A 12,893-nucleotide genomic window follows, 5' to 3' on the forward strand; every position below is an offset into this window, starting at 1 on the left:
CCCGGAACCCGGCGCGCCGCTCGCGGTGACAAGAAGGGTCAGGGCACGGAAACAGCAAGGACGGGTCCATGACAGACGCCACTTCGGCCAAGGTCGAACCAATCCAGATCCAGCCGCCGTCAGGCAAATACCGTTGGGTGGTGGTCTGGCTGCTGTTTGCAGCCATGGTCATCAACTACGTCGACCGTCAGGCGCTGGGCGTCCTCAAGCCGACGCTGATGGACGAGTTCGGCTGGACCGAAACCAACTATGCCGACATCGTCTTCTGGTTCCAGGCGGCCTATGCCGTCTCCTACCTGCTGTGGGGACGGCTGGTGGACAAGATCGGGGCCCGCTGGGGCTTTGGCATCGCCTTCATCATCTGGCAGATCGCCTTCCTCGCCCACGCCGGCATCCGCAGCCTGAACACCGCCATCTTCGCCCGTGTGGCGCTGGGCATCGGTGAGGGCGGCGGCTTCCCGGCGGGCATCAAGGCCGTGACGGAGTGGTTCCCCAAGAAGGAACGCGCCTTCGCTGTCGGCCTGTTCAACGCCGGCACCAACATCGGCGCCATCATCACCCCGCTGATCATACCGTTGATCGCCTCGGTCTGGCTGGGCACGGCCGAAGAGCCGAATTGGCGGATGGCCCTGATCATCGTGGGCGCGCTCGGGTTCCTGTGGGTCCCCGTCTGGTTCATGATCTACAAGCGCCCGGGCGAGCACAAGAAGGTCACCCCGGCCGAGCTGAACTGGATCTCCCAGGACGCGCCCGATCCGGCCCACAAGATCGGCTGGCTGAAGTTGCTGACAGTCAAGGAAACCTGGGCCTACGCCCTGGGCAAGTTCCTGATCGACCCGATCTGGTGGTTCTTCCTGTTCTGGCTGCCCGGCTTCCTCGGCAAACAGTACGACCTCAATCTCCTGACCTTCGGCCCGCCGCTGATCGCCATCTATCTGCTCTCGGACGTCGGTTCGATCGGCGGGGGCTGGCTGTCGGGACAGTTCCTGAAGCGCGGCATGAGCCTGGGAGCAGCACGCAAGCTGACCATGCTGATCTGCGCCCTGGCGGTCACGCCGGTCGCGTTCGCGGGCAATATCGACAACATGTGGCTGGCCGTTCTGGTCATCGGCATCGCCACGGCGGCGCACCAGGGCTTTTCGGCCAACCTCTACGCCATGCCGGGCGACGTCTTCCCGCGTTCCGCCGTGGGCTCGGTGGTCGGCATCGGCGGCATGATCGGCGGGTTCGGCGGCATGGCCATGGCCAAATACGCCGGGTACGTACTGGACAAGATCGGCAGCTACACCCCGATCTTCGTGGTGGCGGCCTCGGCCTATCTGATCGCCTTGCTGGTCATCCACCTCCTGTCGCCGCGCTACGAGGCGGCCAAGGTCTGAAGCCAGGCGGACTGGACGGATCGGGGCGGGAGTCGCAATAGAGCGGCTCTCGCCTTTTTTCGGAGTCCGCATGTCCAACGCCTTCCCGATCCCGTCGCCCGCCGACTGGCGCGCCGAGGCCGAGAAGGCTCTGAAGGGCAGGCCGGTTGAGGGCCTCGTCCATCTCGACTCCGACCACCTGACCACCCGTCCCCTGTATGGTCGGGCCAATGCGATAGAGGCGGTCTTCGCCCCCCGCACCTCCGACGCCGACGGCCGCCCCTGGGACCTGCGCACCCAGGTCGAGGGCGATGAGCCGGAGGCCGCCAACGCCGCCGTCCTCGCCGACCTCGAAGGCGGCGCCGCGTCTGTCATCCTGTCGGGAACGGTCCTGGCCGATTCAGAGCCGCTCGGCCGCGCCCTCAGCGACGTTGCGCTGGAACTGGCCCCGGTCGGCCTCGACGCCGGCCTCGCCGGGCCGGACGCCGCTAACGCCCTCGCCGTCGTCGCCAAGGGCTCCCCCCGCGCGAAGCTGATGTTCCACATGGACCCGCTGACCGCCTTCGCGGCCACGGGCGGATCGCCTCGCACCATCGAGGAGCACATCAGCCTCGCCGCCAACACCGCCGCCCGCCACGCCGGCGCCTATCCGGAAGCCAGCTTCTTCCTCGCCACCGGCCGCGCCGCGCACGAGGCTGGTGGCTCCGCAGGTCAGGAACTCGGTTTCGCCGCCGCCGCAGCAGCAGCCTATCTCAAGGCCGCCGTCGAGGCCGGCCTCCCCATCGACCGGGCGCTCTCCGGTACGGTCCTCGGCGTCAGCGTCGACGCCGAATACTTCGACAGCCTCGCGAAGGTCCGCGCGCTGCGCCTCATCTGGCGCTCGATCTGCAAGCCGTTCGGACACGAGACGCCCGCCCGGATCGAGGCCCGCTCATCCCGCCGCATGCTCGCCGCCAAGGACCCCTGGCCCAACCTGCTGCGCCTCACCGCCGCCGGGTTCGCCGGCGCGGTCGGCGGCGCCGACGCCGTGGTGCTGGACGGCTTCAGCCGCGCCGTGGGCCGTCCCGACGCCTTCGCCCGGCGTCAGGCCCGCAACACCCAGTTGATCCTGATGGAGGAGGCGCACATCGGCCGTGTCGCCGATCCGGCCGCCGGCTCCTGGTTCCTCGACCACCGCACCCGCGACCTCGCCGAGGCCGGCTGGGCCGAGTTCCAGCGCATCGAACGCGAGGGCGGCATCGTCGCCTCCCTGCGCGGCGGCGCCCTGCAGCAAAGGATCGCCGCCTCCCGCACGGCCGGCAAGGCCGCCCTGTCCGAAGGCGGCGGCCAGATGGTCGGGGTCACCAAATTCGTCGATGCGGACGTCCGCCCCGTCTCGGTCGAGACCTCTGTCGCCGAGCCATCCGGGTCCGGCGGCGACCGCTGTCCGCCTTTGCCGCCCCTCCGCTGGGCCGAAGCCTTCGAGGGAGCAGCGGCATGACCAACCCCGATTTCACCAGGGCCGCACTCGACCTGTCGCCTCTCGACGGCGCCCTCGACCGCGCCCCCGTCCGCACGCCTGAAGGCATCGACATCGGCCCCGTGTATGGCCCCGACGCCATCGCGGATCTCGGCTTCACGGACGGCCTGCCCGGCTTCGCGCCCTTCGTGCGCGGCCCCTATCCGACCATGTACGCGTCCAACCCCTGGACCGTCCGCCAGTACGCCGGCTTCTCCACCGCCGAGGCCTCCAACGCCTTCTATCGCCGCAACCTCGCGGCCGGTCAGAAGGGGCTGTCGATCGCCTTCGACCTGGCCACCCACCGGGGCTACGATTCCGACCATCCGCGCGTGGCCGGCGACGTCGGCATGGCCGGGGTGGCGATCGATTCCATCCTCGACATGAGGACCCTGTTCGACGGAATCCCGCTGGACCAGATGTCGGTGTCGATGACCATGAACGGCGCGGTGCTGCCGATCCTGGCCCTCTATGTCGTGGCGGCGGAAGAGCAGGGCGTCGAGCACAAGGCCCTGACCGGGACCATCCAGAACGACATCCTCAAGGAGTTCATGGTCCGGAACACCTACATCTATCCGCCCGGCCCCTCGATGCGGATCATCGCCGACATCTTCGCCTGGACGGCGCAGGAGACGCCGAAGTTCAACTCCATCTCCATCAGCGGTTACCACATGCAGGAGGCCGGAGCCTCGGCCGATCTGGAGCTGGCCTACACCCTGTCCGACGGGCTGGAATACATCCGGGCCGGGGTCGCCGCGGGCATGGACGTGGACCGGTTCGCGCCGCGCCTGAGCTTCTTCTGGGCCATCGGCATGGACTATTTCATGGAGGTGGCCAAGCTGCGCGCCGGTCGTCTGCTGTGGGCCGAGGCGGTCCAGGCGGAGTTCGCGCCGAAGGATCCGCGCAGCCTGTCGCTGCGTGCCCACTGCCAGACCTCGGGCTGGTCGCTCGCGGCCCAGGACGTGTTCAACAATGTGCCCCGCACCATGGTCGAGGCCATGGCGGCCGCGGGCGGCCAGACCCAGTCGCTGCACACCAATTCACTCGACGAAGCCTTGGCCCTGCCGACCGACTTCTCGGCCCGGATCGCGCGCAACACCCAGCTGCTGCTGCAGCTCGAGACCGGCCTGACGAAGGTCATCGACCCGTGGGGCGGCAGCTTCTTCGTCGAGCGCCTGACCCACGAACTGGCCGAGCGGGCCCGCGCCCACATGGCCGAGGTCCGCGAACTGGGCGGCATGGCGAAGGCCATCGAGGCCGGCCTGCCCAAGCTGCGCATCGAGGAAGCCGCCGCCAGGACCCAGGCCCGCATCGACACGGGCCAGCAGACCGTCGTCGGCGTGAACCGCTATCTGAATGACACGCCCGACGACATTCCGGTGCTCAAGGTCGACAACGCGGCCGTCCTCGCCGCCCAGATCGAGAAGTTGAAACGCCTCCGCGCCGAGCGCGACGAGACGAAATGCCAGGCTGCGCTCACCGCCCTGACCGAGGGCGCCAGGGGCTCTGAGAACCTGCTCGAACTCTGCGTCCGCGCGGGCCGCGCCCATGCGACGGTCGGCGAGATGTCCGACGCCCTGGAGGCCGCCTTCGGGCGTCATGTCGCCACGGTGAAGACCGTCTCGGGGGTCTACGGCAGGGAGGCCGGCGCCAATCCGAAGATCTCACGCGCCCGCGACATGGTCGCCGCCTTCGTCGAGAATGACGGCGGCCCGCCGCGCATCCTGATCGCGAAACTGGGTCAGGACGGGCACGACCGGGGCCAGAAAGTCGTCGCCACCGCCTATGGCGACCTCGGCCTCGACGCCGTCGCCGGTCCCCTGTTCCAGACGCCGGAAGAGGCCGCGCGCGACGCCGTCGCCAACAACGTCCACGTCGTCGGCGCGTCCTCGCTGGCGGCCGGACACCTGACGCTGGTCCCCGCGCTCAAGGCCGAGCTGGAGAAGCTGGGCCGTCCGGACATCATGATCACTGTCGGCGGCGTCATCCCGCCCGGCGACGTCCAGACCCTGATCGACATGGGGGCGGCGGCCGTCTATCCGCCCGGCTCGGTCATCGCCGATACGGCCATCGACCTGATCGAGAAGCTCAACCAGCGGCTCGGCTACGCCCAGAAGGCCTAGAGCATGATCGTTTCTGGTGGAGCCGCTTTGCAGGGCCGACATGAAGCGTGAATCAGGCTCTCGCTTAAATCGGGAGCCGATCAGGCTCTAGGGTCGCTGGCGCGCTGGCAGGGCTTCGACTTCGGCCTGGGTCAGCGAGCGTTCGACGCGGGCCAGGCATTGATCGGGGCCGAAGCTGGCGTTCGGCACGACGATCCGCGCGCTGTCGCCGACGCACAGCTGACTGCCTATGCCGATCGCCGGGGTGATCGACAGGCTGTTGGCCGTCGCCACGTCGGGGCACCCGCCCGATCGGAGTGCAAAGACCCCGCCGCCGAGGACCTTCACGTAAACCTGCTCGGTCTCGCCGCGCGTGAAATTGATGATCCGGTCCGGCTGGAAGCACTGGCGCGCGCCGCCGCCGGGCAAACCGATACCAGAGCCGGGGGGCGAGCCTTCAGTGGGGGCGCAGGCCGCGAGCCCGGACAGGACAATCAGAACCGCGATCGATCGGCGCATGGAGCGTCTCCTCTTTCGAACTAGACGCCGCGACCGTCCTCCTGCCTTGCACCGGGTGCAAGGGCCGCTCGCGAGGGCGTGATCCTTTCGGCGACGTCGGACGGCAGGGGCGAGGGCAGTCCCGCGATCAGGGCGGCGACATGCTCGCCCAGCAAGGGCGCGAGGCAGAAGCCGCGCGATCCCAGCCCGCCGAGGACGAACAGGCCGGGCTGGCCGGGCAGGGGGCCCGCGACCGGCAGGCGGTCGCGGGTGGTCGCGCGGGTCGCGGCGCGCGAGCGGACAGCGTGTGGTTCCACCCGCGCGGCGAGACGGGGCAGCCGGGCGGCGAGAGCGGCGAGGTTCCGCTCCGTATCGGCCGGACGGACCTCCGTGCCGGTATCACCCCGGTCGTGGGTGGCCCCGAACAGGAAGCCCGTCCCGGTCGGCGCGACATAGCCGCCCCAGGCCATCGCGTTCGGCGCCTCGCCCCCGTCAACCCATTCAGCCTGTCCGCGCACCGGCGACAACGACAGATCGGGCGCCAGGGCTCCGTTTCCCGCTCCGGCGCAGAACACGACCGCCTCCGCCTCGGCCAGCACGGCGCCGGTCGGATCGAGAACCCGCCATCCCCCCGCATGAGGTGCGATCCGCGCCGCCTCGCCGGTTCGCGCCGCTTCGGGGTCGAGCCAGGCCGACAGGATGGCATGGGGCGCGACGACGAAGGCGGAGGCCATGCGCAGGCCCGGACCTTCGACCGGCTCATCGGCGATGCCTGAGGCTTCGGCCTCGTCCGTCAGGGTCATCGCGCCGTCGACCCAGCTGGGCTGGCCGGCGATACGCTCGAAGCGCCGCGCGTCCCGCTCGGCGCCCGCGAGTTGCAGAACGCCGCGCGCCACGACAGCGCCGGGCACAGCACTGTACAGGGCGTCGGCCCGCTCCACCGCCTGGACGAACAGGGCCGCCACCGGCTCGTCGCCGAGGTCGAAGCGCGGCGTTACGAGGGCGGCAGGGAAGCCTGACGCGCCCGCGCCCGGACCCGTCGCCTCGAGAACCACAGGAGCCATGCCTGCCGCCTTCAGGGCGCGCGCCGTGGCGGCTCCGGCGATCCCTGCGCCGATGACGATCACCTGACGGGGAGGGGCGGCAGTGACAGGATCACCGGTCCGGCGCGCCTCGAGCCGTTCGCGCTTGCGCCCATGGCCGGGTCGTTTCTCGACCGCGAAGCCGCGCTCTCCCAGCCCTCGCCGGACGACGCCAGCAACAGTGAAGGTCGCCACGCGGGCGTCCGGCGCCGACTTCGCGGCGATCAGGTCGAAGACGGCGTCAGACCACATGCCCGGGTTCACTGACGGTGCGAACCCGTCGAGGAACCAGGCGTCGGCTCTGCCCGTCCACTGGGCCAATGCCCACTCCACCTCACCCACGGCGAGATCCAGAACGGCGTGGAACTCCGGCAGGTCGATGCGGTGGAAGCCCGGCGTCGCGGCGGGCCAACGATCTACGAGCGCCGCCGTCGCCTCATGGATTTCGGGCCAGGCCGACAGGGCGCGGCGCGCCTGTCCGGCGTCCAGCGGATAGCCTTCGATAGAGAAGATGTGCAGCCGCCCGCCTTCGGGGCGATACTCTCTCCACAGGTCGAGCAGGGCGGCGATGTTCAGACCGCTGCCGAAGCCGAGTTCGGCGACCGTGAAGTCGCGTCGACCCGCCCAGGCGTTCGGCAGATCGCAACCGTCCAGGAAAACGGCGCGTGTTTCAGCCAACCCGTCTTCGGCCGAGAAATAGACGTCCCCGTATCGACCGGACCGCGGCTCTCCGGCCTCGGTCCAGATCAACTGCGGGTCGCGGTCATCCGTATCGGTCATCGCGGGGTCTATAGGCGGCCCGGCCAGTCGCGGGCACGAAAAAAGGGACCGCCCGGAGGCGATCCCTTTCCGTCAGACGGAGTGAACTCCGTCCGATACCAGGTCCGTAAGGACTTAGTGGGCGGCCGGCTTCTCAGCGGCCGGGGCGGCGGCAGCCGGGGCCGGCGCCATGGCGGCGTCAGCGGCCGGGGCAGCAGCGGCAGCGGCTTCACCAGCGGCGGCAGCAGCGTCCGTGGCGGCAGCGTCGGCGGTCGCAGCAGCGTCCGTGGCGGTGTCGGCGGCGGCAGCGGCGTCAGCCGAAGCGTCAGCGGCCTTGTCTTCGGCGGCGGGTTGGCAGGCGGTCAGGGCCAGAGCGGCGGCCGAAGCGGCAATCAGGGCAACGATGCGCATGGGGTTATCCTCCTAGGGGTTTTTTTGAGAGGGGCCATTAGACCTCTCCATCTGAGAGATAACGGGATCGTGAGCGGATTCGCAAGCGAAATCTCACGCGTTCGTGATCGTCCGTGTGCCCGGGCTTTTGCGCCGTTTGGGCGAGCGGGACGGCAGTGGAAACGGGTCAGGCCTCGGCCGGATTCGCCGCGAGATGCTCTTCCATTTCCGCGAACGAAGGCTGGGCGGAGGAGGGGATGTCACCCCTGCCGATCTCGACCGAAATCTGGGCCGCGTTGCCGTGCAGGTGGGCGACCAGCACCGACTGGATGATCTTGTAGAAGGCTGCTTCCTCGTCGACGATCGCCTGCAGACGCGCCGCCAGCGGCCCGACCAGGCCATAGGCCAGGAACACGCCCATGAAGGTGCCGACCAGGGCCCCGCCGATCATGCCGCCGAGGATTTCCGGCGGCTCGGTGATCGATCCCATGGTCTTGATGACCCCCAGAACGGCCGCGACGATGCCCAGTGCGGGCAGGGCGTCGGCCATGTTCTGAAGCGCGTGCGGCGCGTTGGCCGCCTCGTGGTGATGCTTCTCGAGCTGCTTTTCCATCGCATCCTCGATCTGGTGAGGATCCTCGAGGTTCATCGTCATCATCCGCAGGGTGTCGCAGATGAAGTCGATGGCGAAATGGTCCTTCATGACCTTCGGATACTTCTGGAAGATCGTGGACTCGCCCGGCTTCTCGATATGGCTTTCAAGGGCGATGACGCCCTTGGACTTCATCGTCTTGGTCAGGGCGAACAGCAGGCTGAGCAGGTCCTTGTAGTCCTGCTTCTTCCATTTCGGCCCGGCGAAGGCCTTTCCCAACCCGCCCATGGCCGACTTCACCACGCCGATCGAGTTGGAGATCAGGAAGGCGGCGATGGCCGAACCGCCGATGGCCATCAACTCGTGGGGTGCAGCGTGGATGATGACGTCGAACTTGCCCCCGGCCAGGGCGTAGCTGCCGAACACCATGCCGAACAGCATGACGATGCCGATGATCTGAAACATTTTGCGGTCCGACGTCCCCGGGAGCAGAGACGCCGACCTTCGCCGTTAATGATTAACGGCCGCTTGAGATTACAGCCGGTTGTGGCCGCTCTGGATCGCGGCGAACCCCTCGCCGGTCAGCTTGGTGTAGCCGGACTTGCCGCCCCGCACGTAGACCTGCCCGTCGATCTTCTCCGGGTTGAAGCCCTCGGCGACCAGATCGACCTTGCGGTATTTGAAGGTGCCCGTCGTTTCCAGCGTCCTGGCCAGACGGATAAACACCGGCCGGGCGTAGTGGGGCAACTGTTCGTCGGCCCAGGCGGCAAAGTCCCTGGCCGAGAACCGGCCCTCGACCACTAGGGTGACCATCCCAGCCTTTCCGTCGGCTCCCGGCACCGGGACGCCATAGGCGATGACTTCCTTCACGCCCGGCGCATCGGTCAGTCGCTGTTCGACCTCGGCGGTCGAGACGTTCTCGCCCTTCCAGCGGAAGGTGTCGCCGATCCGGTCGACGAAATAGAAATAGCCCTCGGAATCCTGACGCATCAGGTCGCCTGTGCGGAACCACCGATCCCCGCGCACGAAGACGTCCGTCAGGATCTTCTTTTCGGAGGCGGCCTTGTCGGCATAGCCGGAGAAGTCGTGGCGGATGTCGTCGCCGATCTTGCCGATCGCCTCGCCGATCTCGCCGACCGACGCCTCGCTGACGAAACCGTTCGCGCTGCGGATCGGCTCTTCGGTGTCGACGTCGAAGGCGACCAGCCGGATGTTGATCTGCTTCTTGAGGAACTTGGGCACCCGGCCGATCGAGCCCTGTTTGCCGTCGAAGTTGAACAACGAGACATTGCCCTCGGTCGAGCCGTAGAACTCCAGAATCTGCGGAATGGCGAACCGGGACTGGAAGTCCGGCCAGACGTCGGGACGCAGGCCGTTGCCGTAGGCCAGCCGGATCTTGTGACCGCGCTCCCCGTCCTGAGGCGGGCAGTTGACCAGGTAGCGGCACAGTTCGCCGATATAGACGAACATCGTCGCGCCGGACGTGTTCACGTCCTGCCAGAAGCTGGAGGCCGAGAATTTCCGGCGCAGGATCAGTCGGCCGCCGTTCAGCAGGGCGGGGCCGACGCCGACCAGACCGCCGGTCGAGTGATACAGCGGCAGGACGTTGAAGATCCGGTCCGTCGGCGTCGATTCGGTGCAGCCGGCGAAGGCTCGCATATAGGTCCGCGCCCGGGCGTGATGGATGCGCGCCGCCTTGGGCATGCCGGTCGTGCCGGAGGTGTAGATATAAAGCGCCGTGTCGCGGTTGGTGATGCCGTCACGGATGGCGCGCGTCGGGCGCACCGATGATCCGCTGCGCACGGCGTTGTCGAGGCCGCGCCGCTCGGACACCTCGTCGGCGTCCTTCAGGCCCAGCACCCACAGCATCATGGTGCGGGAGACGAAGGGCCGGGCCTCCTCGCACTTCCGCCATGTTTCCTCGTCGGCCACGACCACGGCGACGCCGGCGATGTTGAGACAGTGGGCGAGCGCCTGACCGGTCAGGTTGGTGTTGATCAGGGCCGTGGCGATGCCGGCCTTGGAGAACCCCATCCAGGCGGCGATGTATTCCGCCCGGTTGGTCATCACCAGGCCGATAACGTCGGTCCGCCTCAGGTTCCGGCTGCGCGCCCAGTGGGCATAGCGGTTCGCCATGCCGTCCAGGTCGCGATAGGTCAGCGACCGGTGCTCGTCCTCGAGCGCGATGTTGTCGGAGAACTTGTCGACGGCTTCCTCGAAGTCGTCGCAGACCAGCACGTCGCTATCCAGAGCGATCGGCTTGATGCGCTTCAACAGCCGACGCAGACCGGCCGCGAACTTGAGATCGCGTCGGATGTTGGCCGCCAAACCCATGGTCGCAGTCGCTCCGTATGCAGGCGTAAGTCGGATTGGTGATGAACAACCGGCGGGACGGGGTCAACCGGCAGGCGAATCCGTAACGGTGGTCGGCGCCGTTTCCGTCCGGGCGTGGCGCCTTTGCGTCGGCGCCGTAGGGGAAACCTGCGTCAGGGCCGGATCGGAAGACATCGCGCGCCGGACCGCTCGTCAAGATTATAGGTCGCTGACCGCAAATACGGTCAAGGTTTGGTCGTGTTCATCGCTGATCGCGGCCGGTTTGTGTCGATGACGGTGTTTCTTGAAGGCGCGGTCGTTCTTTCGGAACCCTGATAGCTGACGGTTGTTTTATCGGCCTAACCTTGGAGGAACACAGATGACTGTGACCTATACGGAAGACGCCATTCGCAACACTTCGGTCGAGGCCGAAACCTTCGTTCCGCGCTATGCCCGCGCCAAGCGCGCCAGGAAGGGTGTGCGGACCTGGATGATTCTCGCCCCCATCGGCGCTCTGGCCCTGATCGGCGGCGGCGCGGCCATGCTCATGGGCGGAACCGAGAGCCAGCCTCTCGTCGAGCCGGAGCCCGTCGCACCCGCAGTCCAGCCGCTCGTGGCCGCGCCGTTGGAAAGCTCGGTCTCTCCCTCGGCCCTGACGACCCCGGCCGCCGTTCCGGCTCCGGTGGTTCGCGAAGCCCCGCCGGCTCCGCCCCCGGCCGTCCAGCGTCGCGCCACTCCGGCAGAACGTCGCGTGGCTCCGGCTACGGTCGCGCCGCGCGTCGAGACCGCGCCTGAACCGACGGGTCCGCAGGCCTACAGCGCCTCGCCTTCGGAGGTGACGGTCCAGTCGCCGCTGACGCCCGCCCCCACGTCGGCGCCCCGGGCCCCGGCCATCCAGACCGCCCCGCTGAACTAGATCGGCGAGCAGGACAGAGAAGCCCCCGGTTCGCGCCGGGGGCTTTTTGCTGTCTGCGATCAGCGCGCGGGCGCGACCCGCCAGATGACGTTGCCCACGTCGTCGGCGACCAGCAGGCCGCCCAACCGGTCGACCTGCACCCCGACCGGCCGTCCCATGGCCTCGCCCTCGTCATTGAGGAAGCCCGTCAGGAAGTCCTGCGGCGCGCCCGACGGACTGCCGTTGGCGAAGGGCACGAAGACCACCTTGTAGCCGGCCTTGGGCTCCCGGTTCCAGGACCCGTGTTGGCCCACGAAGGCGCCGTGGCTGTAGGCGGCCGGGAAGGCGGTCCCCTCATAGAAGGTCAGGCCCAGCGAAGCCGTGTGCGCGCCCAGCGCATAGTCGGGCGCGATGGCCGAGGCGACTTTCGCGGGGTCCTGCGGCTGGACCCGCGCATCCACGGTCTGACCGTAGTAGCTGTACGGCCAGCCATAGAAGCCGCCGTCCCGCACCGAGGTCATGTAGTCGGGCACCAGATCGTTCCCGAGCTCGTCCCGCTCGTTGACTGCGACCCACAGGGCGCGGCTGTCCGGCTGCCAGGCCATCCCGACCGGATTACGCAGGCCCGAGGCGAACACTCGCTGGGCCCCTGTGGCGATGTCGATTTCGTGGATCGCCGCGCGGCCTTCCTCCTCGTCCATGCCGTTCTCGCCGATGTTCGAGTTCGACCCGACCCCGACATAGAGCTTCGTCCCGTCCGCCGAGGCGACCAGGCTCTTGGTCCAGTGGTGGTTCCGGCCCGCGGGCAGGTCCGCGATCTTCGTCGCGGGCGCCGTGACCGTGGTCTGGCCCGCCTGATAGGGGAATGCGACGACCGCGTCGGCATTGGCCACGAACAGCCGGTCTCCCACCAGAGCCATGCCGAAGGGCGAGGTCAGGTTCTGCAGGAAGGTCGATCTCGTCTCCGCGACCCCGTCGCCGTCCGCATCACGCAGCAGGATGATGCGATTGGGGCTTGGCGGCGCCGCGCCCGCGCGTTTCATCACCAGACCCATCACCCAGCCGCGAATGCCGCCCGACTGTCCTTCGGGCTTCGGCGGCGCATTGGTTTCGGCGACGAGGATGTCTCCGTTGGGCAGGGCGTAGAGCCAGCGCGGGTGATCCAGGCCGCTGGCGAAGGCCTGGACCCGGAACCCCTGCGGCGCGGTCGGCATCACGCCCTGCGGCCATCCCACGGCCGGGGCGATGTTCACCGTCGGCGCCAGCAGGTTCCTGTGCGGCTCGACCAGGGTCGGCTGCGCGCCATAGGTCGAGCCCTCGGGCGCCACCGGTCCGCTTCCGCAGGCCGCGAGCGTAAGGGCGGAGGCGCATACGGCGAGCAGGAGGGGGCGGTGCATGGCGGCGTC

10 protein-coding genes are annotated in these 12,893 nt (G+C 68.4%); 4 read left to right on the forward strand and 6 right to left on the reverse strand.

What is annotated here, in order from left to right:
* The first annotated feature begins 68 nt into the window (after positions 1-68).
* The 3 genes from ACW17Y_RS02205 (at position 69) to scpA (ending at position 4,979) form a co-directional block, all read left to right on the forward strand.
* Positions 69-1,379 (forward strand): MFS transporter, encoded by a 1,311-nt coding sequence (locus ACW17Y_RS02205; RefSeq protein ID WP_492037152.1) that lies wholly within the window; start codon positions 69-71, stop codon positions 1,377-1,379.
* Between the two features lie 70 nt (positions 1,380-1,449).
* Positions 1,450-2,838, forward strand: a complete 1,389-nt coding sequence (locus ACW17Y_RS02210) for a methylmalonyl-CoA mutase family protein (RefSeq protein WP_492037153.1) — start codon at positions 1,450-1,452, stop codon at positions 2,836-2,838.
* Positions 2,835-4,979, forward strand: a complete 2,145-nt coding sequence (scpA, locus tag ACW17Y_RS02215) for a methylmalonyl-CoA mutase (RefSeq protein ID WP_492037154.1) — start codon at positions 2,835-2,837, stop codon at positions 4,977-4,979. The genes ACW17Y_RS02210 and scpA overlap by 4 nt, the downstream gene beginning before the upstream one ends.
* Positions 4,980-5,066: 87 nt before the next feature.
* Here the strand turns inward: scpA and ACW17Y_RS02220 are convergent, their stop codons facing one another.
* From ACW17Y_RS02220 to ACW17Y_RS02240, 5 genes are all read right to left on the reverse strand, one after another.
* Entirely contained in the window at positions 5,067-5,477 is a 411-nt protein-coding gene (locus ACW17Y_RS02220) for a hypothetical protein (protein WP_492037155.1), read from the reverse strand.
* Between the two features lie 20 nt (positions 5,478-5,497).
* Positions 5,498-7,318, reverse strand: coding sequence for an FAD-dependent 5-carboxymethylaminomethyl-2-thiouridine(34) oxidoreductase MnmC1 (gene mnmC1 / locus ACW17Y_RS02225; RefSeq protein ID WP_492037156.1), 1,821 nt, complete (start codon positions 7,316-7,318; stop codon positions 5,498-5,500).
* Positions 7,319-7,432: 114 nt separating this feature from the next.
* Entirely contained in the window at positions 7,433-7,708 is a 276-nt protein-coding gene (locus ACW17Y_RS02230) for a hypothetical protein (RefSeq protein ID WP_492037157.1), read from the reverse strand.
* Positions 7,709-7,874: 166 nt separating this feature from the next.
* A complete protein-coding gene (motA, locus tag ACW17Y_RS02235; protein WP_492037158.1) occupies positions 7,875-8,744 on the reverse strand; it encodes a flagellar motor stator protein MotA in 870 nt (289 codons plus the stop codon).
* Positions 8,745-8,813: 69 nt separating this feature from the next.
* Complete coding sequence (locus ACW17Y_RS02240; RefSeq protein WP_492037159.1) at positions 8,814-10,613, reverse strand: long-chain-acyl-CoA synthetase; 1,800 nt, start codon at positions 10,611-10,613, stop codon at positions 8,814-8,816.
* 358 nt (positions 10,614-10,971) lie between these two features.
* On the opposite strand from ACW17Y_RS02240, the gene ACW17Y_RS02245 reads away from it, so the two are divergent.
* Positions 10,972-11,508, forward strand: a complete 537-nt coding sequence (locus ACW17Y_RS02245; protein ID WP_492037160.1) for a hypothetical protein — start codon at positions 10,972-10,974, stop codon at positions 11,506-11,508.
* Between the two features lie 59 nt (positions 11,509-11,567).
* Here the strand turns inward: ACW17Y_RS02245 and ACW17Y_RS02250 are convergent, their stop codons facing one another.
* Positions 11,568-12,884 carry a PQQ-dependent sugar dehydrogenase gene (locus ACW17Y_RS02250; protein ID WP_492037161.1) on the reverse strand — a complete coding sequence of 439 codons (1,317 nt, stop codon included), beginning with the start codon at positions 12,882-12,884 and terminating at the stop codon, positions 11,568-11,570.
* Between the last annotated feature and the right edge of the window lie 9 nt (positions 12,885-12,893).

Source organism: Brevundimonas sp. AVps7 (assembly GCF_058681545.1).